Origin of the sequence: Alloprevotella sp. Lung230, from assembly GCF_014385435.1 — a bacterium.
In the GTDB taxonomy this organism is placed as follows: Bacteria; Bacteroidota; Bacteroidia; order Bacteroidales; family Bacteroidaceae; genus Alloprevotella.
Genome location: NZ_JACSUD010000012.1, coordinates 32134 through 57749, shown reverse-complemented (window position 1 = coordinate 57749; position 25616 = coordinate 32134). Strand labels below are relative to the sequence as shown.

Sequence of the window (25616 nt, the reverse complement as noted above, 5' to 3'; positions counted from 1 at the left end):
GCTGCTGAGCAAAGGGGGGTGCCCACCAGTGTCTCGGAGCACCTGAAATCGAAAAGAGGCAACGATGCGTCATCGTTGCCTCTGGTGTTGGGGTACCCGGATTCGAACCAGGAAAGGCAGGACCAGAATCTGCAGTGTTACCATTACACCATACCCCAATCAAAAAGGATGTTCGAGATGCCCTCTCGAATACGACTGCAAAAGTACATACTTTTTTGTTTTCTCCCAAAGGAAAAGCTGCTTTTTTCGCCTTTCACCGCAAAAAACGCCTCAAAAGTCACCTCTCTCAACCCTTCTTCTTCAGATTTCTACCACAAAAGAAAAAAGAACATGCTCCAACCATCGAATTGGGACACATTCTCTTTTTCTCTTTTGAAGTACATCTTCCGTTAGAACAATACTAGAGTGCAACCAATGGCAGCAGAGGACATTAACGACTTCCGCCCCGAAGGGGGGGGGCATCTGATGAGTCGTAGGCGAGGAAGACGAAGCACGACGAACCTACGGACGATCCAATGCCGAAGGGAACACCCCGGAGGGGACGCCCATCGGGCCACTAACGCGTACGGAACTCTGACCTCAGGAGATAAGGCTTTGGACATCGATATTCACTACTTTTTACCCCCTGCGGTAAGGAGAGAATATCGGTCTAAACTTTGCTATGCGAGGGACTTCGGAAAGACTGTGCAGCATTGAGGACACCATACACCCCGCGAATTATACATTTTCCGGTTGCGCTTTTTTAAGATAAAACAAGATAGAATGCCGAGAAAACCCATTGATTTCGGAAGAAAAAACTATTTTTGCGCATATAAAGCTTCGTATGTAAGAAAAAAATAGTATTTTTGCAACGTATAAAACCACAATTCTGCGAATATGAAATCAAGAAGTGACCGCATGGAGGTGCTCCGCCTCATCCTGACCAACACCGAAATCGGCAGCCAAGAAGCGCTGCTCAAAGAATTGGCTGCCGAAGGCTACAAAGTGACACAAGCCACCCTCTCGCGCGACTTGCAAAAACTCAAGGCGGCGAAAGTGGCCAGCATGAGCGGCTATCGCTACATCCTGCCCGAAAACCCCCTCTACCGCCGCAAAATCTCGGCCGATGTGCCCGAGTTTCTGCGCAACACCGGATTCTTGGGATTGGAGTTTTCCGGCAACATCGTTGTGATGCACACTCGTCCCGGCTATGCCGCCGGCATCACCACCGAAATCGACAGCCACCGCTTTGAGACCATCTGCGGTACTCTTGCCGGCGACGACACCATCTTGGCCATCATGCGCGAAGGTGTAGACCGCCAACAGGTGATTGATGAACTGGCCGTGGTACTGCCCGCGGTCAAGAGTATCCTGCTCTAATCTGCCCCATCCTGCCGTCCCGCCCTCACGCACAGCCGGGATGGACCATCTTGTGGCACATCGTTCAGCATGCGTAGAGGGGGAAATTTGCTTTCTCCTCTACGCATGCTGATGTTTTTTTTGGGGGGAGTATCTGACTTTGCCGGAATCTTCGTTCTCAGGGTGGACCGCATCTACCTCAGAGGTAGTTCTTTCTATCTCTGAGCCGGGTGAATTTATCTCTGAGGTAGTTTTCGCTGCACCCCTCGATGTCGCTGCCGGCTTGCCACCACGGCAAGCGCCGGACTTTCGCCTTATTTTCCCTCGCGCGCACGCGCGTACACTATTATAGTTTGTGTTTTTTTCCTTCACTGCCTTCACCTTTCGATTTAATACACTGATTATCAACAGCCTATTGGTGAAAGCAAATTCTGTTCTCCCCCAAGTGCCTATCACACTTAGAGAATACGGAATTGGGCTTCGGGTGAAGGCAAAGGAAAGATTTGCCTTCACCCGAAACTTCCTGAAAATCAAAAGATTTCTACTATCGGTGAAGGAGTGAAGGCAAAAAACGCACACTATATAGAGTGTATACGCGCACGCGCGTAAAGAAACGTACCCGCTTCCCTAATGAAGACCTCACCACTTCTCTCCACCTTCGACCACCGCTTCACGCTGCTGGAAGTCAAGCAGACTTGTGCTCGGCTTGAAGCGGCGGCCTCTTCCGACTTATGGGCCGCTTGGCTCAAACTCCTGCTGGGCAACGAAGGGCGTTGCACCATCAACGCGGCTTGGGTGGCCTCCCACTTGAAGGGGAAGACGCTCTTGCGCCTACGACCGCACCTCGAGGGGCTGGCAGATTGTGCGATGAACACTCACGACAGCACCCTGCGGCGTCTTTGGCTCACCACAGTGCTCCACCTGCTGGAACAGTTCCTGCCGCGGTCGCTCACACCGGCACAGGCTGAAGCCCGCCTTTCGCCCACGCTCATGAAGTTGCTCGACTTCTGCATGCAGCGCATTGCACCGACCGAAGAAAACACGCATCTTCCTGCCCTTTGCATCAAACTGGCGATGGTAATCACCCACCATTTTCCAGAAGTGCAATGCGAACTGAAGGCGCTCCTGCATGGGCTCGATGACGCCCCTTGTTCGCCGGCGATCGCTGCGGCTCAACGCAATGCGTTGAAAGCGATGGCGAAAAAGAGACTTTGAAAAAACTGCACACAAAAACGAACTTGAAGATCATGACCGAAGAAGAAAAAATGCTTGCCGGGCACGTTTACGATGCGGCCGACCCGGAGTTGGTGGGGCACATCGTGGACTGCCACGATGCGCTCTACGACTACAACGCGCTGCGTCCCTCGCAACTCGCGGAACGCACCGTCCTCATCAAGTCTATCCTCGGGCGGACGGGCGAAGAAATCAACATCAATCAGCCTTTCCGTTGCGACTATGGCTGCAACATCTCGGTGGGCGAACGCTTCTTTGCCAATTTCAACCTCGTCATTCTCGACGAAGCGCGCGTCACCATCGGCGACGACTGCTTCATCGGGCCGAATGTGAGCATCTACACCGCCTGCCACAGTACGAACGTGGAGGAGCGCAACTCGCGTCGCGAGTGGGCACGTCCTGTGACCATCGGCGACAACGTATGGATTGGCGGCGGCACGACCATCCTGCCGGGCGTGACCATCGGCCACAATGTGACCATCGGAGCCGGCAGCGTGGTGGTGCGCGACATCCCCGACAACTCGGTGGCCGTGGGCAACCCCTGCCGCGTGGTGCGCACACTGTCTAATCCCTCTAATCTCTCTTGATGATGAACATCCTCTTTATCTGTTTGGGCAACATCTGTCGTTCTCCCTTGGCGGAGGAGGTGTTTCGACAAAAGGTGAAACAAGCGCAACTCGAAGCCCACTTTCCTCACATCGACTCTGCCGGCATGATTGACTATCACGAGGGAGAACTTCCCGATGTCCGTATGCGCACTGCTGCCGCCCATCGAGGGCTGCGCCTCACTCATCGCTCCCGACCGATGCAGGCGGCCGATTTCCAACGTTTCGATCTCATTGTGGCGATGGATGCCGACAATCTGCGCCGCTTGCGCAACCTCGCGCCCCGCCCCGAGGATATGGAGCGGGTGGTGTTGCTCTCCGACTATCTCACACACCATCCGGATTACGCCTCCATTCCCGATCCCTATTATGGCGATGCGGCCGACTTCGACTTGGTCATCGACCTCTGCGACGATGCCTGCACACAACTGCTCGAAACGCTTCGACCGACGAGTAGAAAATAGTCGCAAGGCGTCCACGGAAAAAGGTCGATTTTCTAAACAAAACTCTACACCTGCATATAAAACTCAAAAAAACGAAGTTCGTCGGTGGTTTGTTTGGTGATTTGAGCAAAAAGAAATACTTTTGTAGCGGATACGGATAGTTCGTATCGTAAATCATCAAAAATATTATCTCTATGAAACTCAATGTAATCAAGAGCCTCCTCCTCGTTGGTATGCTCTCTTTCGGTGTCAGCGCAATGGCACAAGCTCCCCAAGAACAGAAGAAGGAAGAAAAGACTTGCTGCAAGAAGGCCTGTGACGGCAAGAAAGACGACAAGAAAACCTGCGACAAGAAGGCTTGCGACAAGAAAGCCTGCGATAAGAAAGCCGGTGAAAAGAAGTGCTGCAAGGGCGACAAGAAGGCTTGTGACAAGAAAGCCTGCGACAAGAAGTAATCTTCTTCTCCCGCCTCTTTGGATAGACGAGCGATGTGCAATGAATGTTGTGCATCGCTTTGTTTTTGCAAGAGGTGATGGCTCTTATGCTGCTTTTCCGCGGCTTGAAGAGAAGGTCTCTTTTTTGCCATTGCCCAAAAAAGAAAGACTGTGTTCCACCCGGTGAAAGGTGGAGCACAGTCTTTCTTACGTCTTCTGCGAAGAGGTAGATGCTATTGTTCCTCCGACTTACGAAGAGCAGCTGGCAGACGGAAAGCGGTGTAAAGTTGCAAGAGGGCGGCGATGGCCAACGTGAGTTTCCATTCGTCGCCACGGAGCGGACCGAGGTGAAACCACTTCATCAGCATCAAGCAGGCAGAGATGAGGAGCAGAAATGCGCCCACGATTTGCTGCCGACGCAAGCGGCGCACGGTGATGTCGCACCCCTGGTAGCGCTGTTGCAGTTGCATGGTGGCAAACATCAGGCTGCCCGTGGTGAAGACGTAGGGCGCAAAGGCGGTGAGGGAGGGAACAACGGGGAGAATGGCGCCCACGATGAGCAGGATGCCACCGATTTGGTAGATGAGGTTTTGGAGGGAGGTGAGGGGTTTCACGAGCGGTGGGGGAATGGAGATTTTTGCAACTGAACTTCGATAGTGGTGCTTTGACAAGGATTGGCCAATGATTTACCAACTATTCTTCGACGACGACGTAGACGTCTTCGTTGTCGTTTTTCATGAGGAGATTGACGCGCGCCACCTTCTCCACCGCCTCGGCCGAGGTGTTGAGCAGGCGGAGGGCTTTGCTGTCTTCGGCATATTGCTGTTCGTAGTAGGCAATCTCCTCTTTGAGTTCGCTGTTTTTCTGCAACAGGAAGAAGAGATTGAGAAAACTGTTGTGGTCGACAAAGCCTACAACGACAATGAAGAAAAGCGTGGTCAGCCAGCAGCGGCCGGACCAGAGGAGGTTGAGGAAGCGAAGAAAGCGCTGCATGAGATGGGGCTTAGAGATCGTGTTGTTGCAAGCGGTATTCGGCGAGCTTTTCAAACTTTGTGCCGGGGCGGCCGTAGTTGGCATAGGGGAAGATGCTGATGCCGCCGCGAGGGGTGAAGAGGCCGGTCACTTCGATGTATTTCGGGTCCATGAGGCGGATGAGGTCCTTCATGATGATATTAACACAATCCTCGTGGAAGTCGCCGTGGTTGCGGAAGGAGAAGAGGTAGAGTTTGAGGCTCTTGCTCTCGACCATACGGACGTCGGGGATGTAGGCGATGCGGATTTCGGCATAGTCGGGCTGTCCGGTGATGGGACAGAGGGACGTAAATTCGGGACAGTTGAAGCGCACCCAGTAGTCGTTGTCGGGGTGTTTGTTGACGAACGACTCAAGCATTTCGGGGGCGTAGTCGGTGGGGTATTTTGTGCCCTGGCTGCCGAGGTGCTGCAAGCCTTCTGTTTCGCGTTGGGACATGGTGGAGGGGAATTAGGGGTGGAGATATTGCTGCAATCCGGCATTGCGGAGCTTGCAGGCGGGACATTCGCCGCAGCCATCGCCCACGATGCCGTTGTAGCAAGTGAGGGTGCGGTGGCGGATGAGGTCGAGCACGCCGAGTTTGTCGGCCAGCGCCCAAGTTTGTGCTTTATCGAGCCACATGAGCGGCGTGTGGATGCAGAATTGCTCATCCATGGCGAGGTTGAGTGTGACGTTCAGGCTCTTGATGAAGGCGTCGCGGCAGTCGGGATAACCGGAAAAGTCGGTTTGTCCCACACCAGTGATGAGGTCGAAGATGCCCTTCTCGCGAGCGTGGACGGCGGCGATGCTCAAAAAGAAGAGGTTGCGGCCTGGTACGAAAGTGTTGGGAGGACTGTCGGAAGGTTTTTCCGTGTCCATCTCCATGGAAGTGTCGGTGAGGGAGTTGCGTCCGAGCTGCCCGATGAGGGGGATGTCCATCACCTCGAACGGCACGTTTTGCTCTTGGCAGATGGTGCGGGCGATGTCGACCTCCTGCGCGTGCTTCTGCCCGTAGGTGAAGGAGAGGGCGTGTACCTCTTCAAAATGGCGAAGCGCCCAAAAGAGGCAGGTGGTAGAATCTTGTCCGCCCGAGAGCACGACAAGCGCTTTGTTTCTTTTCATAAAGTTCTTGTGAGTTGGGAGAGGGCGAGATTATTCTTCGGCATCGACGCCCTTGCTGTTGAGGTCGTTGCCCCAGTGTTGCGAGGCGAGGCGTGCTTGGCGGTCTACCACCTCTTTGGCTTTGCGGGCGTAGACGATGAAGCGCAGCGATTGAGCGTAGGAGAAATAGTTCCACACCCAGTTGAAGAGGACGATGCTCTTGTTACGGATACCGAGGATGGAGCGCAGATGCACCACGAGCCACATGATCCAAGCCCAGAAACCAGCCATCTTCATCGTGCTGAACTCCGCTACGGCGCGGTTGCGTCCCACCGTGGCCATTGCACCGAGGTTGCGGTAGCGGAAGGATTTGAGCGACTTGCCCTTCTCCAGCGCTTTGAGGTTGCGCGCCAAGAGTTTTCCTTGCTGAATGGCCACTTGCGCCAACTGCGGATGCCCACCGGGATAGTTGGGATCGCCTTCGGGCATGATACATTGGTCGCCGATGGAGAAAATGTTGTCAAAACCCTTCACGCGGTTGTGTTCGTCCACGATGATGCGTGCGCCTCGTCCGAGGTGTTCGCCGTCGAGGTTGGTAATCTTCTCTGCGGCCACACCGCTCACCCAGATAAAGGTGCGTGTGGCAATCTGGCTGCCGTCTTTGAGGATGACGCGGTGGTGATCGTAGTCCGTCACCATCTTGTTGAGCAACACGTTCACCCCCATCTTGCGCAGATAGTTGAGCACGTGTTGCGAGGTTTGTTCGCTCATGGCGGGGAGCAAACGCGTTCCGGCCTCGATGAGGTAAATGTTCATCAGGCTCGACGGCATATCGGGATAGTCCTTCGGCAGGACGTGATTTTTCATCTCCGAGAGTGCGCCGGCCACTTCCACTCCCGTGGCGCCGCCGCCCACGATGACCACGTTGAGCAACTCCTGACGTTCCGTTTCGGAAGCGCAGGTGAGAGCGCGTTCAAAGTTTTCGAGCAGCGCATTGCGTAATCCCATCGCCTCACTCACGTTCTTCATCGGAATGGCGTGTTCCTCGACATTTTTGTTGCCGAAGAAATTGGTTGTGGTACCCGCTGCGAGCACGAGATAGTCGTAGCGCACCTTGCCGATGGAGGTTTGGAGGATGTTTTGCTCCGGAAAGACGCTCCGCACCTCTGCCATACGGAAGAAGAAGTTGTCGCGCTTCTGGAAGATTTTGCGGAACGGGAAAGAAATACTACTCGGCTCGATGCCGGCCGAGGCAATTTGGTAGATGAGCGGAGGAAACTGGTGGTAGTTGTTGCGGTCCACCAAGACCACTTGGAAGTCGGAGTTGCGGAGTTTGTTGGCCAGTTTGAGACCGCCAAAGCCACCACCTACGATGACGACGCGCTTTTTGTCGGTTTTGGGGAGGTTGAAAGCCATAGTTTCAGTATAAGTCTGTTGAAGTTGGTGTGGTTATCGCAAAGAGTCGGTGAGGAGTTTGATTTCGATGGTGGGCGAAATGCGCTCGTAGAGGATGTTGTAGACCGCATCGAGGATGGGCATATTGACGTGGTGGCGGCGGTTGATGCTCTTCATGCACTTCACGCCGTAATAGCCTTCGGCAATCATCTCCATCTCCATCTGCGCACTCTTCACGCTGTAGCCCTTCCCTATCATCTGCCCAAACACACGATTGCGCGAGAAGTTGGAGTAGGCCGTCACGAGGAGGTCGCCCAAGTAGGCACTGTCGTAGACGTTGCGCTCGATGGGATAGACAGCGCGGAGGAAACGGTGCATCTCCTGCACAGCGCTCGACAGGAGCACGGAGAGGAAATTGTCGCCATACTTCAAGCCCGCACAGATACCGGCGGCGATGGCGTAGACGTTCTTCAGCACGGCCGCATATTCGATGCCAATCACATCGTCCGACGTGGAAGTCTTGACATAGTGGTTGGCTAGCAAATGGGCCATCACTCGCGCTCGCTCCACATTGCTACACCCCACGGTGAGGTAGGTGAGGCGGTCGAGCGCCACTTCCTCGGCATGGCTCGGCCCGCCCAGCACCATCAGTTGCTCCTCGGGCACACCATATTGCGTGCGGAAGTATTCCGTGCACACCACGTTCTCATCGGGCACAATCCCCTTGATAGCCGTCATGATGCACTTGTTGTGGAGCTTCACTTTGAGGCGCTTGAGTTGCGCTTTGAGGTAGGGCGAAGGAGTGATGAAAATGAGCGTATCGGCCTCACGCACCACCTCGTTGATGTCCGTCGAGAAGTGGATGCGGTCGATGGGAAACTTCACCGTGGTGAGGTAGGACGGATTGTGTTCCATCCGCTTAAAATCATCGATGGTCTCTTCGCGACGCACATACCACCAGATTTCGGGCACACTCTCCAACACGATTTTGGCCACAGCAGTTGCCCACGAACCACTGCCGATGATGGCAATGGCTCCTGGAAACTCTGTGGGGCGGTTCTCTTCGGACGAAGTGCCGAAACCGAAAAAAGAACTAAGACTGGGCATGACGTTAGCGAGTTAAAGACGAGGAATACAAGAAGAAAGAGGCGACGAACGAAAGGGCGTGTCGCATGAACCTCTCCTTATTGTGCCGTCTTGTCGATGGCTTCCACCCACGCCGCGATGTCGGCCACGGAGGGCTTTTCGATGTCGAGTTTGAACTTCTTGATCACCTCGCCCATCTGCTGTTGCACCTTCTGCGGGTTGGCACCACTGAGGTCTTGCACGAGATAGTAGCCCACCTTCTGAAGCACCGGCACGAGGTCGGCCGCGATGCCATAGGGAGCGTAGGCTTCGGCCTTGTCTTTGGCAGCGAGCTTTTCGGGCTTCATCTGCGGGAAGAAGAGCACTTCTTGAATGGCGGTGTTGCCCGTGAGGAGCATGACGAGGCGGTCGATGCCGATGCCGATGCCCGAAGTGGGGGGCATACCGTATTGGAGGGCACGCAGGAAATCTTGGTCAATGAGCATCGCCTCGTCATCGCCCTTGTCAGCAAGGCGCATTTGTTCTACAAAACGCTCTTCTTGGTCGATGGGGTCGTTGAGTTCGGAGTAGGCATTGGCCAATTCCTTACCGTTAACCATCAGTTCGAAGCGTTCCGTCAGACCGGGTTTGCTGCGGTGCATCTTCGTCAGGGGCGACATCTCCACGGGGTAGTCGGTGATGAAAGTGGGCTGAATGAACGTGCCTTCGCAGGTTTCACCGAAAATCTCGTCGATGAGCTTACCCTTGCCCATCGTTTCGTCCACTTCGATGCCGAGCTTTTCGGCCACGGTGCGCATTTCCTCCTCGCTCATGCCGTTGAGGTCGTAGCCGGTTTGCTCCTTGATGGCGTCGAGGATGGGGAGACGGCGATAAGGAGCTTTGAAACTAATAGTCTTGCCGTCCACCACAGTTTCGGTAGTGCCGTTCACGGCGATGCAAATCTTCTCGAGCATCTGCTCGGTGAAGTCCATCATCCAGTTATAGTCTTTATACTGAACGTAGAGCTCCATGCAGGTGAACTCGGGATTGTGGGTGCGGTCCATACCCTCGTTGCGGAAGTTTTTGCCGATTTCGTACACGCCCTCAAATCCGCCCACGATGAGCCGCTTGAGATAAAGTTCGGTGGCGATGCGGCAATACATCTGCTGATTGAGCGCGTTGAAGTGCGTGATGAAGGGGCGCGCCGATGCACCGCCGGGAATGTTTTGCAACGTGGGGGTTTCCACCTCCGTGTAGCCCGCTTCGTCGAGGATGCTGCGGAGGGTAGTGATGGCTTTTGCACGCTTGTAGAAGGTGTCCTTCACCTGCGGATTGACCACAAGGTCAATGTAGCGACGGCGATAGCGCAATTCGGGATCGGAGAATGCGTCGAACACTTCACCGTCCTTCTCCTTAGGCATGGGGAGCGGTTTGAGGCTCTTGGAGAGGAGGGTGATTTCGCGGGCGTGAACAGAGATTTCGCCTGTTTTCGTGCGGAACACGTAGCCTTTGACACCGACAAAATCGCCGAGGTCGAGGAGTTTCTTCACGAGCGAGTTGTACGTCGTCTTGTCCTCTTCGGGGCAAATCTCATCGCGGCTGATGTAGATTTGGATGCGACCACGAGAGTCGAGCAGTTCGAGGAAAGTGGCTTTGCCCATCACGCGGCGTCCCATCATACGGCCGGCCACGCACACCTCGCGAGGCGTTTCCTCCTCATCGCGGAAGTTGGCGAGGATGTCGTCGCTGAAAGCGTTGGTGGGATATTCGGCGGCAGGATAGGGGTCGATGCCCAAGGCGCGGATTTCGTTGAGGGAGTTGCGGCGTGCAATTTCTTGTTCGCTGAGTTCGAGGATATTCATAAGGGTGAATGTCTGAGGTTGAACCACCCCACCCGAGCCATCTCTTGTGGGAGACAGCTTGGGCAAGGTGTGATGATTTTGGTATTTGTGGCAAAATTACGAATTTCTTTTTGAAGAAATCCGTCTGCCCTTGATTTATTTTCGTCCCCGCCCTTTCTCGGTAAGCATCCTCTCCTCGCGCGCGTATACTCTACAATAGTGTGCAACATTTGCCTTCACTCCTTCACCTCCGGCCGTAAGACACAGTGTTTCAGATGGTTTTGAGTGAAGGCAAAATGCGTTTTTTGCCTTCACCCCAAGCCCTTTTCGCCTCTTCTTTCGACATCGCGGTGAAGGCAGTGAAGGCAAAAAACACGACATTTAATGTATATACGCGCGTGCGCGCGAGAAAACGAATGCGTGCACGCGGGAAATGATATGGGAGAAACGACGACCGCGGGCAGAAAGAATTCGGCAGGGGGCGAGCCGCCATCAAAAGACTGCCCCATCATCAAAAAAAACGAAAACTTCCCTCCTCCTTCGTTTTTTCTCCTATACCGTTTCTCCTACCTCAGAGATAGTTTTTTCTACCTCTGAGGTAGATTTTCCTATCTCTGAGTTTTTTCAGTTGTTGTCGTTGGTGGGCGAATATCAGCAACGCTGTCGATTCTGATATTCGCCCCCTCCGGGGAGGCTCTCTTCGGCGTTGGGCCGTCCGTAGGTTCGTCGTCCTTCGTCCTCCTCGCCTACGGCTAATCAAATGCCCCCCTTCGAGGCGGGTGTGTGCGAGAGAGATTATGGAGGAAGGTCATAAAATACAAGAGACCACAGCTGCACTATGGTCTCAGGGCGCGCAGGGTATTCCCCGGCTCTCAATGGTTATCATTACACTCCCACGCTGCAAAATCACACATTCCATTCTTATCCACAAAGGATAGGGCTGTTTTTTACAATCACACATCAAACCGAGGGAGAAAGAAGAGAAAAACAAGACGAAAGGCGATGAGGAGGGGGTGTGGCAAATTTTGAGGGCAATTTGGCAAAGCGCATTCTTTTTCGTACCTTTGCACAAACTAAAAGTCACCAAAAACTTATTGTTTCGTTATGGAAGTCATCATCTCGTGGGTGCTCAATCATCTCAGTTATTGGGTCATCACGCTCTTCATGGCCATTGAAAGTTCGTTCATACCCTTTCCTTCGGAAGTGGTGGTGCCGCCGGCAGCGTGGTTGGCCTCGACCGGCGACGGGCAGCTCAACATTGTGCTCGTGGTGGTCTTTGCTACCCTCGGTGCCGACATCGGTGCGCTGGTCAATTACTATCTCGCACGCTGGCTGGGACGTCCGCTCATCTATCGCTTGGCCGACAGCCGATGGGGACATCTCCTGCTGCTCGATGCGGAGAAGGTGGCGAATGCCGAGGCCTATTTCAACCGCCATGGGGTGACCTCCACCCTCGTGGGACGCCTCATTCCTGCGGTGCGACAGCTCATCAGTATTCCGGCCGGATTGGCTCGCATGCACCTGGGCAAATTTCTGCTCTACACCACTTTAGGTGCCGGAGCGTGGAACTGCGTGTTGGCCACCATCGGGTTTGCCCTCTCTCGCGTGCCGGGACTGACCACTCGCGAGCAAGTGGTGAGCACCGCCGAGAAATACAGTCACCTCATCGGCTCTGGGCTGGCGACCTCTGTGGTCGTGTTTGTGGTGATTATGGTGATGCGTGCGAAGCAAAAAAAGAAGTCGAACGTGCAGTCTTGATTGGCATCGTCCCTCTTCTGCTTTTCTAAAACACAGATTGTCCTATGCTCGTTTCGCTCCCCTCTTCCTTAAATGGCGTGGTGACGCTCCCTCCCAGCAAAAGTCTGTCGGCGCGCGCGCTGGTGCTCAATGCCCTGTCGGCCCGACCGGGACGGCTGCACCACCTCTCGGACTGCGACGACACCCGCGCTGTGGTGGACGCCTTGAGTGCCCATCCCGAAGTGGTCGATATCGGTGCAGCCGGCACGGCGATGCGCTTTCTCACCGCTTTTTATGCCACAAGAGTGGGAGAAACTCACGTGCTCACCGGTACGGAGCGCATGCAGCAACGTCCCATCGGGATACTGGTGGATGCGTTGCGGAGTTTGGGCGCCGACATCGAATGCCTCGGACAGGAAGGCTATCCACCGCTGCGCATCGTGGGAAAGTGCTTAGCCGGTGGAGAGTTGGAAGTGCCGGCCCACTGGAGTTCGCAATACGTCTCTGCCCTATTGATGATTGCTCCCACCCTCGAACGCGGATTGCAGTTGCGCTTGAAGGGAGTGCCCACCTCGCTGCCCTATCTGCGCATGACGCTGCGGCTGATGCGAGAGTTTGGCGTGGAAAGCCGATGGGAGACTGACACGAACACCATCGTTGTGCCCTCGACCGACTACCATCCGCCCACCAACTACTCCATCGAGCCCGACTGGAGCGCTGCCTCCTACTGGTACGAACTGCTCGCCCTCTCGCCCGATGCCGATGCACAACTTTTCCTGCGCCACCTTTCGCTCGACAGCGCCCAGGGCGACAGCGTTTGCGCACGGCTGTTTGCCCCTTTGGGCGTCGCCACCACGCCGGCGCCCGACGGAATTTGGCTGCGCCGCACCCCATCGACCGAGGGAGCGCTCCACGCCGATTTGGGCGACTGTCCCGACTTGGCACAAACTCTCGTGGTGACGTGCGCCATGCTGCGACGCGCCTTCCACTTCAAAGGGTTGCACACCCTGAAAATCAAAGAGACCGACCGCATTGCCGCCCTCACGGCCGAGCTGGCCAAATATGGCATCACGCTCTCCGAACCAGCGCCGGGCGAACTGGCCTTTACGCCCACGCCCCAGGCTGCGGACTTGGCCGATGCGAGGGTGAGTGTCGCTACTTACAGCGACCACCGCATGGCAATGGCTTTTGCCCCCACGGCCTATTGCTGCCGTGAGGTGGACATCCAACATCCCGAGGTGGTGTCGAAGTCCTATCCCTCTTTCTGGGACGACCTCGCTCATTTCGGTCACCCATAACTTCTCCACGTTCTTCGTTTTTTATCCTCTTTCGTTTTTATGCTTCCGCTCCTTCTCCTTCTCATCGCGCTGGGCGTTGTGGCTGCCGTGGCCGGACTGGTGCGCCAATGGTGGTACGGCCGACAGGTGCGTGCCGGAATCATCGACCAAATGCCCGAAGTGCGCCAAGGAGCAGCCATCGGTTGCTGCGGTCAGCACGAAACGTGCGAAAAAGACAGTCTTCTGGCGGCGGTGAGCAAAGGCATCGAATACTACGAAGACGAGGAGTTGGACCGATTTCGCGGCCACCCCTCCTCGGGCTATGACGCTGCCGCCATCGAAGAATTTACCGACGTGCTCACCACGTTGCGCTCGGAAGAGGTGGCCGGATGGGTGCGTTCGCTCCAACTGCGGGGCGTGGCACTCCCCGACGAACTGAAAGACGACGTCATCCTGCTCGTGGGCGAACGCCGCACGCACCCCGCCGAATAAGAATTGTCGTCCTCTTTACACACAGCACTTGTCAAATATGCCTTCTATTTTCACTTACGCTTTTTTTCAGAACGCCCTTTTGGGGGCAGTGCTCACAAGCATCCTTTGCGGTCTTGTGGGCACGTACGTTGTGACGCGGCGGCTGGTCATTGCCGGCGGCGGTATGGCGCACGCTTCGCTCGGCGGTGTGGGCATCGGAGCCTTCTTCGGTTTTTCGCCATTGTTGGGCGCCACGCTGTTTGCCTTGGGGAGCGGACTGGGCATCGACTGGCTGAGCCGTCGGCGCACGGTGCGTGAGGACAGTGCGGTGGCGATGATTTGGACGCTGGGCATGAGCATCGGCATTCTTTTTGCTTATCTCGCTCCCGGTTTTATGACCGACCTTCCGGCCTATCTTTTCGGCGATATTCTCAGCATCGCCCACGCCGACCTCGTGGGGATGGGCATTTTGACACTGACAACGTTGCTCTTTTTCTTGCTCTTGGAGCGCAGCATCGTGGCTGTGGCCTACGACCGCGACTTTGCCTTCACGCAAGGGCTGCCCGTGCGCACCCTCGAACGCCTGCTCACCGCCCTGACCGCCCTGACCATCGTGGGCTGCCTGCGCATGGTGGGCATCGTGATGGTCATTTCGCTCCTCTCCATCCCGCAACTCACCGCCGCGCTGTTCGTGCATACCTTTCGCCGCACCGCCCTCTTGTCGATGGGCATCGGGCTGGCCGACTGCGTGGGCGGACTGACGCTCTCCTATCTACTCAACGTGCCCTCGGGAGCGGCCATCATCGTGGTAAGCGTGATGGTCTACTTCGCTGCCGGAACAATAAAACGCCTCGTGGCGCGTTATTTTCGATAAGGGAGTTGCACACCTTATCTCTCCCCGTTTCCATTGCTTATCAAACACGTTTTTCTCTTTTTCATCCTCATCGTAGGGCTGCTCACGGCTTGTTCGCCCAAGGAGAACACCGCAGCCTCTCGCAGGTGGCAGGCTTTTGTCACCCGCTACAACGTGTACTACAACGCCACACAAGCCTACGAGAAGGGCGAGGAGGCGCAACGCAGCGGCCTGCGCGAGGACTACACGGAACGCCTGCCGGTGTTTGGCGTGGGCTATGAAAAGATGCGTTCCCTCGGGCGAAACGACTTCGACCTGGCCATCACCAAGTGCGAAAAAGCCATCCAACTCCACAGCATCAAGGCCAAACCGAAGACCAACCTCAACCACAGCAAGACGGAACGCGAGAGAGCCTATCTCTCTCGCAAGGAGTTCAATCCTTTCCTCAAAAATGCGTGGTTGCTGATGGGACGTGCGCAGTTTCAGCAGGGCGAGTTTGTGGCCGCGGCTTCGACCTTTGCCTACATCACGCGCTTCTACGCCGCCGAGCCCATGGTGGTGGCCGAAGCGCGCATCTGGTTGGCACGTTGTTATGCCGAACTCGAATGGTATTACGATGCCGAAGATGCCCTCCAACGCCTCGACCAAGCGAGCACTCCGAAACTCTCGCGCCGTCTCGGTCGGGAACGCGACCTCACGATGGCCGATTTTCTCATCCGCCAGGAGCGGCTGAACGAGGCGGTGCCCTACTTGCAGCGCGCTGCCCGCAGTGCTTCCGGCAGTCACCACCGCGCCCGCCTTTCCTATTTGCTCGGGCAGGTCTACATGGCGCTCGACCGCAAAGCCGAAGCCTATGCCGCCCTTCAGCAGTGCATCAACCGCAGCCCCGACTACACCATGATGCTCCATGCGCGCATCCTCCAAACGGAAGCCCTCACCACCCCTCAAAGCGCGAAACGAATGATTACGCGCCTCCAAAAGATGACGCGCAACAGCAGTAACAAGGACTACCTCGACCAACTTTACTACGCCATCGGCAACATCAACCTTGCCCTGAGCGACACCACTGCCGCCATCACAGCCTACGAAACGGGGCGCGCCAAATCCACCCAAGCCACTCCCGAAAAAGGGCTGTTGCTCCTGCGCCTGGGTGGTCTCTACTGGGAGCGTCAGCGCTTCGACAAGGCGCAACCTTGCTACACAGAAGCCATCGGTCTGCTCGACCGCAAGCGCGCGGACTATGCCGAACTCACACGCCGCTCGAAGGTGCTCGACGAACTTGTGCCTTACACGAGCGTCGTGTTCGAACAAGACTCCCTGCTTGCCCTCGCTCAAATGCCGGAGGCCGATCGCAATGCCGTGATCGACCGCGCCATCGCCCTCTACAAGAAGCAGCAGGAAGAGGCGCGCCGCAACAGGGCCGACAGTCTGCGACAGGCACAAGAGGACAACAACGACAATGGCGACAACGATTTCGACCGGCACCCACGCGGCAATGAGATGCCGCAACCGCCCCTTGCCGGCAACAACGACAAGTCGTGGTACTTCTACAATCCGCAACTCGTGCAGCAGGGCAAACAGTCCTTTGCCCGACAATGGGGGCGGCGCAAGAATGAAGACGACTGGCGGCGTGCCAACCGCAGCCTTTTGGCTTCAAGCACCCCGACTGAGACGAAGGAAGAGGCCCCGATTTCGGCCCCACAGAAAGCCCGACGCGACAGTTTGTCGGCCCAAGGGCTGAGTCCCGAAGAAATCGACCGCCGTTTGGCCGAAGACACCGAAAAGCCCGCTTCCGACAAACCGGCCGAAGCCACAACTCCGACAGGACCGGCGGCCGACCCGCTCCAACGCGAGTTCTATTTGGCTAAAGTGCCCTTCACGGCCGAGCAACAAAAGAAGGCGCATCAGCTCATCCGCGATGCGCTCATCGAAGCCGGCATCATCGAGAAGGACAAACTGGGCGACTATGCGCTGGCCGAAAGCACGTTCGACCGCCTCATCCGCAATTATCCCGACTTTGAGCGGCTCAACGAGGCTTACTATCACCTCTTCCTCTTGGCCAAGCGCAAGGGCGACACTGCCGCGGCCGACCGCTACCGGCAGACGCTTGCCACCCACTATCCCGACTACGCCCTCACACCGGTGGTCAACGACCCGGACTTCGACCGCAACAGTCGCTATGCCCGCGAACTGGAAGACTCGCTCTACGCCTCCACCTACAACGCCTATCGCCTCGGGGACGCTGCCACTGTGGCTGCCAACTTTGCCCGATCCACCGCCACTTATCCTCACGGCGCCAACCGCCCGAAGTTCATCTTGGTGCACGCTCTCTCCCGCTTGGGCACGGCACCGCGCGACACCATCGCTGCCGAACTCCGCACCCTTGCCACAGAGCATCCCAAGAGCGATGTGGCCGAAATGGCAGCCATGATTGTGCGCGGCATCGAGATGGGACGCAACCTCAGCCCGACGTCCTTCGACTTGGGCGGACTTTGGTCGCGACGGCTCAGCGAAAACAGCGCAGCCACAGCCGCTGCCGGGGAAGACCGTCAACTCTCGGAGGCCAAAGACGCCCCCTTCATTTTCCTCATCGCCTACCCCACCGACAGCCTCAGCGACGACAGTCTCCTCTACGCCTTGGCGCGCTTCAACTTCTCGGCTTTCGTCACCCGCGGGTTCGACATCGGCAAGGAGCGCAACAGCACGCTCACGCAGTTCCGCGTTTCGGGCTTCACCTCCTACGATGATGTCCACTACTACGCCCAACGCCTCTTCCGCGACCCGGCATTGACCCATTTGTTGCGCCGTGCCCGCATCGAACTCATCAGCGAGACCAACCTCCGCCTGCTCGGCACGCTCTACTCCTTCGACGACTATCGCAAGTTCTTCGACAAGCATTTCGCACCGCTCCGCATCAATCCCGATCTGCCGCTCGAATACGAGCCGCCCACGGACGATCATCCGAAGCAAATCTACGAAGACGAGGTGACGCAACCCGCAGGTCATTCCTCCGGCACACCGCAGACCTCTACGGACACCGACACTCCTGCAAGCACTCAGACCTACGATGAGTACGACGAGTAGCCTTGCACCACGCTTCCGAAATCACACCACAACAGATGGGCCCGAAAACCAGCACCTCGGCTGGTTTTCGGGCCCATCTGTTGTGGTGTGGCTTCAAGCGATTTCTCCCACCCTATTGCCCCACTTTGCGTTCGAGGGCTTCGAGACGTTGGCGCAGCTGTTCGTTTTCGGCTTTGAGTTCCTTGACAGCGTTGATGAGCATATAGGTGAAATTGGATGGGTCGACATATTTAATATGATCCACCCCTAAGCGCGACTCGTCGGTGTTGATGACCATCGTGCTGTCTACCTGCTCCAGCTCCTGCGCCAGCACGCCGACATATCGCCCTCTGGCACCAAAGCCTTCGCGATATTGATAGTTGACGGGGCGCACCTTCATCAACGTGGAGAGCCCTTGGGTGTAAGTCGAAACCTTCTCTTTCGTTCGAGCATCGGAAAGGGAGGACCATGTACCTCCGCCCGGCTTCTGCGCAATACCGTTGGTCTGCAAGCGGAAAATTTCGTGAAAAGCCGTGGCGTGATTGACGGTGTTCCAATGGCTAAGATGGTAAAGCCCCATCATCTTACCGATGGAGAGCGCTTCCGACCCATCGCCATCATCACCCAGCAACAGGCGAAGGTCACCTCTATTTACCGCTGTATCCCAACGATAGAAAGCAAAGATGTCGGAGTTACTGAAAGTAGGGGTATTCCACTCGTAGCGGTAGTTTTCCGTCCCTTCAAAAGAAAGAAAGTTTCCGCGATGCGGAAAGTTGGTTTGTGAACTGCGGCGGACGCTACCCACAAAGACATTGCCGTTCACCTCCAGCGCTTGGTCAGGGTTGCGTGTACCAACCCCCATTTTCCCATCATCGGTGATGAACACGTTTCGCAGGTCGGTGCGTGGGGCGTTCATATTGGAATAAGTGCGTACGCGCAGTTTGTCGCCATCATATTCCCACTCATCATTGGTCTTCACCCACCTTGTTCCGTTGAAAAAATAGTAGCCCTTCTCGTTAATGTCGCGCACAGCAGCGTTGCTGCCCGTATAGGTGGAGAAGGTCGAACCACTCTCGGCCTTGGCGTAAACGAACGTCCCCTCCTTGGGCTGGGCGATGGCAGCAATGCGCGTCTTGGTGAGTTGCGGTGCGCGTATGCCTTCGTTGGTGTTGCCGGTAGGTTTGGCGGGCAGCACGTCGAGCGTGACTTCAGGCGTTCGGGTGTTCACGCCCACGTTGGCGGTTTGAGCCTGCGTTGCCAGCGCGCTGCCAAGACAGAGGAAAAGGAGATAATGTCGCATAGTCAAATAAGGTGTTTTCGTTTGCACGCGAAATTATCAAAAAGGGAGAGGATGAGCAAAAAAAACTTCTAAAAGTAGTGTAAAAACGTCGCCACCATCCCATTTTGCAAACAAGACATTACACATTCGAATATATCTACTGCTGGCTTTTCAGATTATTAATTGTACAGGGAGCACTTATCAAAGAATAGCTACGATTATTTTTTTGAAGGCCTATCTACCTCAGAGGTAGTTTTTTCTACCTCTGAGGGAGTTGCATTTACCTCTGAGATAAATCTTCCTCCCTCCGACCCTTTTCCCCTCGCGCGTACGCGCGCGTCTATACTGAAAGTCTTGTTTTTTGCCTTCACTGCCTTCACCGAAGGATACAAACTTCTGAAAAACAGGAAGTTACCACAGAAGGTAAATTCGCGAAAGCGGTGAAGGACGTCCGGCCTCTTGCCTTCACCCATAACCTACTGATGCTCTGCAACTTACCTTCCTGGGTGAAGGAGTGAAGGCAAAATACGCACACTATTGTAGAGATACGCGCGCGAGGGGAGGAAAAGCGCGGTGGCCTTTTCCCTCCGTTTTGAACACCGGCTGATATTCTATGAGAATATCGGACCGATCTTCGGCCGGCTTCCCTCTATGTCCTGTCCACCTCGGGAGGACCCGAGGCGATGCTAAGGTGTCGCTTTCAGCGACATCGCAAGCCCAGGTCCGATATCCATCCAGATCCAATCAATCTACGCTGAAAATCATAAGAAAAAGGAGGGCTGTCCCCGAAGGAGGGGCTTCTCCCAATAGCCGTAAGCGAGACGGAGCGCAGCGACGACGAACCTACGGAATGTCCAATGCCGAAGGGAATGCCCCCAACGGGGACGCCCATCGAAAAGCCGGCAGACACAAGTAGACATACACCATCGGCACGCCCACGCAAAAAACACCTGCCCCTCCACCAAGGGAAGGTGGAGGGGCAGGCGTGGGATGAGAGGGATCGAGGGTGGGAGGGCGATTGTCGATGGAAGCGACCGAAATTAGAGCGTGGGCTGTTGCTGCTGTTGTTGCTGCCACTTCTCGCGCGCCACGTCCTGCATATCTACGGCTTCGTCATTTTCATCGACTATTTCAACGCCGAGCATCGTTTCGATGACGTCTTCGAGGGTGACGATACCGCGCATCGACCCGTATTCGTCGAGGATGACGGAGATATGCTCCTTCTTGGCGAGCATCTTCTCCCAGATGTTGGACACCGGTTCGTCGTCGCGGAAAGCGAGGATGGGGCGGATGAGCTGCGAGAGGGTCATGGAAAACTGGTCGTCGGAGAGGGCTTCAAGCACTTCGGCTTTGAGGACGTAGCCCTTGATGTATTCCTCCTCGACATCGTAGATGGGAATGCGGCTGTAGGCGTGCAGGCGCTCGTCGCCGTATTCGTAAAACTCTTGGAGCGTCATTGTCTCGTTGGCCGTGGCCACCACGGTGGCGGGGGTCATGATTTGTTCGGCTTTCATCTCGCCGAGCTTCAAAAAACTCTGGATGGCCTTGTTTTCCTTGGCTTTGAACACGCCTTCTTCCACGCCCACATTGACCATGGCCTGCACCTCCTCACGGCTCACAGAGAGGGCGCTTTGGTTGGAGGCAAACAGGCGCGTGATGAGTTCGGAAAGAAGCACCAGCGGATAGGTGATGACGATGAGCACACGAATGATGCGGGTGGCGCCCATGGCCAGTTCTCGCCAATAGGTGGCGCCCACCACCTTGGGGATGATTTCAGAGATGACAAGGATGAGCAGGGTCATCACGGCCGAAGCCACCCCGACGGCATCACTGCCCCAGATTTCAGCCGCCTGCGCGCCCACACCGGCAGCACCCACGGTGTGGGCGATGGTATTGAGCGACAGGATGGCGGAGATAGGGCGGTCGATGTCGGCTTTGTAGTGTTTGAGGCGCGTGGCGGTTTTGCTGCCCTCCTCTTCTTTAAGGGTGGCAAAGGAGGGGGTGCAGGCCAGCAAGACGGCTTCGAGTACGGAGCAAAGGGAAGAAAGCGAAAGGGAAAGGATGAGATAGAAAAGGAGTAAGCCCATTAAGTGTTGCGGCACGACCGGCGTGCACGGGTTGGTGATTGCTGCAAATATACGTATTTCTTGGCGAGTGTTATGTCTTTTCGCTACATTTTTTGTAACTTTGCAGCGTTTTCAACCTATTTTCAAACATTTATGTATCAAAAAAACTCATCTAAGGGTACTGAGTTCACCTTCCGCCACTTCAACCGTAAGGGCTATGCGCTCTTTGCGGCATTGGGTCGTGAGGTGAAGGTCGGCGTCCTGACGGTGGCAACGCTCTCCACCGCTGCTCCCTGTCTGGCGGCAGCAAACGGAGTGAGCACCGCAGCCGATGTGCACCACGCGTCGCACAACGACAGCATTGCCACGCTCGACGACGACCAGTTGCTCCGTGAGGCAGTGAGCGCTGCTTCGCGTGCCCCGATGGCGGCCGACTTGGCTGCTCGACAGGTGACGACTCTCGGCCACGCGCAACTCGCGGCGGCGGGCGTCACCAGTATCAACGACGTGCTCAAACTCAGCGCAGGCATCGATGTCCGAGAGCGCGGAGGTTTTGGTTTACAAACGGACATCGGCATCAATGGCGGAACCTTTGACCAAATCACAATTCTTGTCAACGGCGTCCCCATCAACAATCCACAGACGGGCCACAACGCGGCCGACTTTCCCCTCAATCTCAGCGACATTGAGCGCATCGAAGTGCTCGAAGGCGCAGCATCACGTGTGCTCGGTACGCAAGCCTTTTCGGGTGCCATCAACATCGTGACGCACACTGCCGACCGCGGCATATTGTTGCGCGCGGCCATGGGCTCGTGGGGAACGGTACAGACTGAAGCGCGCGGTGCTTGGCAGCATACCACGACCGACGGCCGTCGTTTCCGTTCCTCATTGAGCGGTTCTTTCCAGCGCTCCGATGGGGCTGTGGACAACGGCGACTTCCGCGGCGGAAAAGCCTTTTGGCAGGGTGGATACGAAGATGCCTCAGTGCGCGTTGATGCACAAGCGGGAATGACCCTCAACGACTTCGGCGCCAACACGTTCTACTCGGCCGCCTATCCCAATCAGTGGGAGGCGCTCCACCGCTACACATTTGCCCTCAAAGGCGAAAGCAAAGGGCGCATCCACTTCGCTCCGCAGTTGTCATGGACGCGCAGTGCCGACCATTTCCAACTCATCCGCAACACCCATACGGCCGAAAACTTCCACCGCAGCGATGTATTCACCCTCGGCCTCAATGCCTGGACGCAATGGGCGCTGGGGCGCACGGCGGTGGGGGCGGAACTCCGCGAGGAGGGCGTCCACTCCACCAACCTCGGCCACGCCCTGACACAGGACGAGTGGGTGGTCATCCCAGGCAAGCACCCTGTTGAGCGCGGTGGAAAGTGGGAAGATCGCGACGGTGGTGCGGCCTACTACACCAAACAGGTGCGGCGCACGAATTTGAGTTACTTTTTGGAACACAACATCGTGCTCAATCGCTGGACGCTCTCGCTCGGCCTCCTCGCCCAACGCAACACGCCCATCGATGCTGATTTCCACCTCTATCCCGGCATCGATGTGGCCTTCCGCCCTGCGGATCGGCTTCGCCTCTTTGCCTCGTGGAACCAAGCCCTGCGTCTGCCCACCTTCACCGACCGTTTCTACAACACGCCCACTCACGAGGGCAGCAACCAGTTGCGCCCCGAGGAGGTCGATGCCTTCCGCCTCGGCTTTCAGTGGACACCGACATCGGGCCTCCGTCTGCGCGCCAACGGGTTCTTCCATCGCGGAAAGAACATGATCGACTGGGTGAAGACTGCGGCGACCGATACTAAATATAAAGCGGTCAACTGGCTGCGGCTCGACAACTACGGCGCGCATCTCACAGCCGACCTCGACGGCACGGCGCTCTTCGGCCCCCACCAGCCCTTGCGTCTGCTCAGCATCGACTACGCTTGGAGCGCACAGCACCGCAGCGACACGCGCCCTATCTTCAAGTCGGCCTATGCCTTGGAATATCTCCGCCACAAGCTCATCCTCACGCTCGACCACACCATCTGGCAGCGCCTCGGTGCGTCGTGGAGTTTCCGCCTGCAAGAGCGCAACGGAACTTACGAGGTGTTCGACCGCACCACCCACAAGCGTACGGGCACTACGGCGCCGTATGGCACACATGGTCGCCTTGACGTGAAAGTCCATTGGACGGCCACGCGCTACTCTCTCTTTGTCGATCTACACAACCTCACTGGTCATCGTTTCTACGACATCGGCAACGTGGAGCAACCCGGCCGCCTCTTCCTCGTCGGCGGCACGCTTCGCTTCTGAGGCTCATAACAACAACTCCCTCCTCGGTGCTTCCGAAGAGGGAGTTTTTTTTGTGATAAGTGCAATGTAATATCAGCGATTCTTGTACATGGAGTCGTAGTACTTCTCATACTCACCGCTGGTGATGTTGTCCATCCATTCCTCATGTTCGAGATACCAGCGCACGGTTTTTTCGATACCTTCTTCAAATTGCAGAGAAGGCTCCCAACCCAATTCCGTTTTGAGTTTGGTGGAGTCGATGGCATATCGCAGGTCGTGGCCGGCACGGTCGGTGACGTAGGTGATGAGATCGAGGTCGGCACCTTCTGGACGTCCCAACAGGCGATCGACCGTGGCGATGACCACCTTGATGATGTCAATGTTTTTCCACTCATTGAAACCACCGATATTGTAAGTTTCGGCCGTCTTTCCCTTGTGGTAAATCAGGTCGATGGCGCGGGCATGGTCTTCCACATAAAGCCAGTCGCGCACGTTTTCGCCCTTGCCGTAGACGGGGAGCGGCTTCCGATGGCGGATGTTGTTGATGAAGAGCGGAATGAGCTTTTCGGGAAACTGATAAGGGCCGTAGTTGTTGGAGCAGTTCGTCACGATGGTCGGCATGCCGTAGGTGTCGTGGAAAGCGCGCACAAAGTGGTCGCTCGAGGCTTTGGAGGCCGAATAGGGAGAATGAGGATTGTACTTCGTCGTTTCGAGGAAGAAATCATCGCCATAAGGGGCTTCTCCATCGGGGCGGGTGAGTTCCAAAGCGCCGTACACCTCATCGGTAGAGATGTGGTAGAAACGTTTGCCTTCGTAGCGTTCAGGTAGACTTTCCCAGTAGAGTTTGGCTGCTTGGAGGAGAGAGAGCGTACCCATCACGTTGGTTTGTGCAAAAGCAAAGGGGTCGCGAATGGAGCGATCCACGTGGCTCTCGGCCGCCAAATGAATGATACCCTCGACTTGGCGGTCTTTCAACAAGTGGTGCACGCCTTCAAAATCGCAGATGTCCATTTTGACAAACTCATAATTGGGCTTGTCTTCCACATCGCTCAAATTGGCCAAGTTGCCCGCGTAGGTGAGCGCGTCGAGGCAAATGATGTGGTAGTCGGGATATTTATTGACGAAGAGGCGAACAACATGGTTGCCGATAAAGCCGGCTCCTCCGGTGATGACGATAGATTTCATATACTGAGAAAAATAGGGTTTGAAGAAAGAACGCCGTCGGGCGCTGATTATTGTGTGCAGAGATCGCGGATGCAGAGTTGCAGACTGTCGATCCAGTAGGGGACGGCGAGTTGGAACGTTTCTTTGAATTTCGTTTTGTCGAGCACACTGTAAGCGGGGCGCTTCACCGGACTGGGATATTCTGACGAATAGCAGGGGAGAATGCGACACGACACGTTGCCCGCCAAGCAAGCAATCATCTGGGTGAAGTCGTACCACGAGGTGACGCCTTCGTTGGAGTAGTGATAAATGCCCTCATTGCCTTCCAACTTGCGTTGGTCGATGATGTCGATGAGTGCTTTGGCCAAATCGCCGGCAAAGGTAGGGGTACCGCATTGGTCGAACACCACTTTCAGTTCGCGTTTGGTGGCGGTGAGGTGAAGCATCGTTTTGACGAAGTTCTTGCCGAAGCGGCTGTAGAGCCATGCCGTGCGGAAGATGAGGTGATGACAGCCCACGCGCGCAATGGCCTGCTCGCCTCGCAGTTTGCTGGCGCCGTAAACACCGGTCGGTGTGCCGGTTTGGTCTTCGCGGCAGGGCGTGTTGTAAGGGTCGCCGCCAAACACATAGTCGGTGGAAACGTGGACGAGCCATCCGTCCACCGCTTTCATCGCCGTGGCCAGATTTTCAACGGCATGGTGGTTGAGGCGTTCGCACAGTTCCGCATCACTCTCTGCCTTGTCCACGTTGGTGTAAGCTGCGCAGTTGATGATGAGGTCAATGTGGTGTTCCGCCACCATGGCTTGCACCTCGGCCAAGTTGGTGATGTCGAGCGGGGTGGTTTCCACGCCTTCCTGCTCGCACACATCGGTGAAAAGAAAATGGTCGGAGGTGGAGGGAGCGAGCAGGCGGATTTCGTTGCCCAACTGCCCGTTGGCTCCCGTGACGAGTATATTCAT

The 25616-nt window shown here is 56.0% G+C and carries 22 protein-coding genes and 1 tRNA gene; 11 read left to right on the top strand and 12 right to left on the bottom strand.

What is annotated here, in order from left to right:
- Positions 1–87 precede the first annotated feature (87 nt).
- Positions 88–158, bottom strand: a tRNA-Gln gene (locus H8527_RS07375).
- A 718-nt stretch (positions 159–876) separates the two neighbouring features.
- Between H8527_RS07375 and H8527_RS07370 the strand changes: the two genes are divergently transcribed.
- From H8527_RS07370 to H8527_RS07350, 5 genes are all read left to right on the top strand, one after another.
- Positions 877–1359 (top strand): arginine repressor, encoded by a 483-nt coding sequence (locus H8527_RS07370; protein ID WP_187546964.1) that lies wholly within the window; start codon positions 877–879, stop codon positions 1357–1359.
- 609 nt (positions 1360–1968) lie between these two features.
- Positions 1969–2553: a hypothetical protein gene (locus H8527_RS07365; protein WP_187546963.1), complete on the top strand. Its 585-nt coding sequence runs from the start codon at positions 1969–1971 to the stop codon at positions 2551–2553.
- A 32-nt stretch (positions 2554–2585) separates the two neighbouring features.
- A complete protein-coding gene (locus H8527_RS07360; protein ID WP_187546961.1) occupies positions 2586–3158 on the top strand; it encodes a sugar O-acetyltransferase in 573 nt (190 codons plus the stop codon).
- Positions 3158–3640, top strand: coding sequence for a low molecular weight protein-tyrosine-phosphatase (locus H8527_RS07355; protein WP_187546959.1), 483 nt, complete (start codon positions 3158–3160; stop codon positions 3638–3640). The genes H8527_RS07360 and H8527_RS07355 overlap by 1 nt, the downstream gene beginning before the upstream one ends.
- A gap of 173 nt (positions 3641–3813) precedes the next feature.
- Complete coding sequence (locus tag H8527_RS07350; RefSeq protein ID WP_187546958.1) at positions 3814–4074, top strand: hypothetical protein; 261 nt, start codon at positions 3814–3816, stop codon at positions 4072–4074.
- Positions 4075–4286: 212 nt separating this feature from the next.
- On the opposite strand, the gene H8527_RS07345 is transcribed toward H8527_RS07350, so the two are convergent.
- From H8527_RS07345 to lysS, 7 genes are all read right to left on the bottom strand, one after another.
- Positions 4287–4667: a hypothetical protein gene (locus tag H8527_RS07345; RefSeq protein WP_370539235.1), complete on the bottom strand. Its 381-nt coding sequence runs from the start codon at positions 4665–4667 to the stop codon at positions 4287–4289.
- Between the two features lie 79 nt (positions 4668–4746).
- Positions 4747–5046, bottom strand: coding sequence for a septum formation initiator family protein (locus H8527_RS07340; protein ID WP_187546956.1), 300 nt, complete (start codon positions 5044–5046; stop codon positions 4747–4749).
- 10 nt (positions 5047–5056) lie between these two features.
- A complete protein-coding gene (queF, locus tag H8527_RS07335; RefSeq protein WP_187546954.1) occupies positions 5057–5521 on the bottom strand; it encodes a preQ(1) synthase in 465 nt (154 codons plus the stop codon).
- Positions 5522–5533: 12 nt separating this feature from the next.
- Positions 5534–6184, bottom strand: coding sequence for a 7-cyano-7-deazaguanine synthase QueC (queC, locus tag H8527_RS07330; RefSeq protein ID WP_187546952.1), 651 nt, complete (start codon positions 6182–6184; stop codon positions 5534–5536).
- Positions 6185–6214: 30 nt separating this feature from the next.
- Positions 6215–7579 (bottom strand): NAD(P)/FAD-dependent oxidoreductase, encoded by a 1365-nt coding sequence (locus tag H8527_RS07325; protein ID WP_187546951.1) that lies wholly within the window; start codon positions 7577–7579, stop codon positions 6215–6217.
- A 33-nt stretch (positions 7580–7612) separates the two neighbouring features.
- Positions 7613–8665 carry an NAD(P)H-dependent glycerol-3-phosphate dehydrogenase gene (locus H8527_RS07320; RefSeq protein WP_187546949.1) on the bottom strand — a complete coding sequence of 351 codons (1053 nt, stop codon included), beginning with the start codon at positions 8663–8665 and terminating at the stop codon, positions 7613–7615.
- Between the two features lie 77 nt (positions 8666–8742).
- Positions 8743–10485, bottom strand: coding sequence for a lysine--tRNA ligase (gene lysS, locus H8527_RS07315; RefSeq protein WP_187546947.1), 1743 nt, complete (start codon positions 10483–10485; stop codon positions 8743–8745).
- A gap of 1083 nt (positions 10486–11568) precedes the next feature.
- Here lysS and H8527_RS07310 point away from each other — a divergent pair.
- From H8527_RS07310 to H8527_RS07290, 5 genes are read left to right on the top strand one after another with little or no spacing between them, the layout of a single operon-like run.
- Positions 11569–12222 (top strand): DedA family protein, encoded by a 654-nt coding sequence (locus H8527_RS07310; protein ID WP_187546945.1) that lies wholly within the window; start codon positions 11569–11571, stop codon positions 12220–12222.
- A gap of 44 nt (positions 12223–12266) precedes the next feature.
- Positions 12267–13499 (top strand): 3-phosphoshikimate 1-carboxyvinyltransferase, encoded by a 1233-nt coding sequence (locus H8527_RS07305; RefSeq protein WP_187546944.1) that lies wholly within the window; start codon positions 12267–12269, stop codon positions 13497–13499.
- A 39-nt stretch (positions 13500–13538) separates the two neighbouring features.
- Positions 13539–13970 (top strand): phospholipase, encoded by a 432-nt coding sequence (locus H8527_RS07300; RefSeq protein ID WP_187546942.1) that lies wholly within the window; start codon positions 13539–13541, stop codon positions 13968–13970.
- Positions 13971–14007: 37 nt separating this feature from the next.
- Positions 14008–14823 carry a metal ABC transporter permease gene (locus H8527_RS07295; protein ID WP_187546941.1) on the top strand — a complete coding sequence of 272 codons (816 nt, stop codon included), beginning with the start codon at positions 14008–14010 and terminating at the stop codon, positions 14821–14823.
- A 33-nt stretch (positions 14824–14856) separates the two neighbouring features.
- Complete coding sequence (locus H8527_RS07290; RefSeq protein ID WP_187546939.1) at positions 14857–17886, top strand: tetratricopeptide repeat protein; 3030 nt, start codon at positions 14857–14859, stop codon at positions 17884–17886.
- Positions 17887–17998: 112 nt separating this feature from the next.
- Here the strand turns inward: H8527_RS07290 and H8527_RS07285 are convergent, their stop codons facing one another.
- Positions 17999–19165 carry a tail fiber domain-containing protein gene (locus tag H8527_RS07285; RefSeq protein ID WP_187546937.1) on the bottom strand — a complete coding sequence of 389 codons (1167 nt, stop codon included), beginning with the start codon at positions 19163–19165 and terminating at the stop codon, positions 17999–18001.
- Between the two features lie 1019 nt (positions 19166–20184).
- On the bottom strand, positions 20185–21231 hold the full coding sequence (locus tag H8527_RS07280; RefSeq protein WP_187546935.1) for a CNNM domain-containing protein: 1047 nt from the start codon (positions 21229–21231) through the stop codon (positions 20185–20187).
- Between the two features lie 132 nt (positions 21232–21363).
- On the opposite strand from H8527_RS07280, the gene H8527_RS07275 reads away from it, so the two are divergent.
- Complete coding sequence (locus H8527_RS07275; protein ID WP_187546929.1) at positions 21364–23514, top strand: TonB-dependent siderophore receptor; 2151 nt, start codon at positions 21364–21366, stop codon at positions 23512–23514.
- Positions 23515–23586: 72 nt separating this feature from the next.
- Here the strand turns inward: H8527_RS07275 and rfbB are convergent, their stop codons facing one another.
- Positions 23587–24678, bottom strand: a complete 1092-nt coding sequence (gene rfbB, locus H8527_RS07270) for a dTDP-glucose 4,6-dehydratase (RefSeq protein WP_187546927.1) — start codon at positions 24676–24678, stop codon at positions 23587–23589.
- Positions 24679–24725: 47 nt separating this feature from the next.
- Complete coding sequence (rfbD, locus tag H8527_RS07265; protein ID WP_187546925.1) at positions 24726–25616, bottom strand: dTDP-4-dehydrorhamnose reductase; 891 nt, start codon at positions 25614–25616, stop codon at positions 24726–24728.

Coding starts and splice junctions, on each gene's coding strand:
- H8527_RS07355 (WP_187546959.1), top strand. CDS start 3,158: ATGATGAACATCCTCTTTATCTGTTTGGGCAACATCTGTCGTTCTCCC.
- H8527_RS07350 (WP_187546958.1), top strand. CDS start 3,814: ATGAAACTCAATGTAATCAAGAGCCTCCTCCTCGTTGGTATGCTCTCT.
- H8527_RS07360 (WP_187546961.1), top strand. CDS start 2,586: ATGACCGAAGAAGAAAAAATGCTTGCCGGGCACGTTTACGATGCGGCC.
- rfbD (WP_187546925.1), bottom strand. CDS start 25,616: ATGAATATACTCGTCACGGGAGCCAACGGGCAGTTGGGCAACGAAATC.
- H8527_RS07300 (WP_187546942.1), top strand. CDS start 13,539: ATGCTTCCGCTCCTTCTCCTTCTCATCGCGCTGGGCGTTGTGGCTGCC.
- H8527_RS07280 (WP_187546935.1), bottom strand. CDS start 21,231: ATGGGCTTACTCCTTTTCTATCTCATCCTTTCCCTTTCGCTTTCTTCC.
- H8527_RS07320 (WP_187546949.1), bottom strand. CDS start 8,665: ATGCCCAGTCTTAGTTCTTTTTTCGGTTTCGGCACTTCGTCCGAAGAG.
- H8527_RS07285 (WP_187546937.1), bottom strand. CDS start 19,165: ATGCGACATTATCTCCTTTTCCTCTGTCTTGGCAGCGCGCTGGCAACG.
- H8527_RS07310 (WP_187546945.1), top strand. CDS start 11,569: ATGGAAGTCATCATCTCGTGGGTGCTCAATCATCTCAGTTATTGGGTC.
- H8527_RS07275 (WP_187546929.1), top strand. CDS start 21,364: ATGTATCAAAAAAACTCATCTAAGGGTACTGAGTTCACCTTCCGCCAC.
- queF (WP_187546954.1), bottom strand. CDS start 5,521: ATGTCCCAACGCGAAACAGAAGGCTTGCAGCACCTCGGCAGCCAGGGC.
- H8527_RS07305 (WP_187546944.1), top strand. CDS start 12,267: ATGCTCGTTTCGCTCCCCTCTTCCTTAAATGGCGTGGTGACGCTCCCT.
- H8527_RS07340 (WP_187546956.1), bottom strand. CDS start 5,046: ATGCAGCGCTTTCTTCGCTTCCTCAACCTCCTCTGGTCCGGCCGCTGC.
- H8527_RS07365 (WP_187546963.1), top strand. CDS start 1,969: ATGAAGACCTCACCACTTCTCTCCACCTTCGACCACCGCTTCACGCTG.
- H8527_RS07295 (WP_187546941.1), top strand. CDS start 14,008: ATGCCTTCTATTTTCACTTACGCTTTTTTTCAGAACGCCCTTTTGGGG.
- lysS (WP_187546947.1), bottom strand. CDS start 10,485: ATGAATATCCTCGAACTCAGCGAACAAGAAATTGCACGCCGCAACTCC.
- H8527_RS07370 (WP_187546964.1), top strand. CDS start 877: ATGAAATCAAGAAGTGACCGCATGGAGGTGCTCCGCCTCATCCTGACC.
- H8527_RS07325 (WP_187546951.1), bottom strand. CDS start 7,579: ATGGCTTTCAACCTCCCCAAAACCGACAAAAAGCGCGTCGTCATCGTA.
- rfbB (WP_187546927.1), bottom strand. CDS start 24,678: ATGAAATCTATCGTCATCACCGGAGGAGCCGGCTTTATCGGCAACCAT.
- queC (WP_187546952.1), bottom strand. CDS start 6,184: ATGAAAAGAAACAAAGCGCTTGTCGTGCTCTCGGGCGGACAAGATTCT.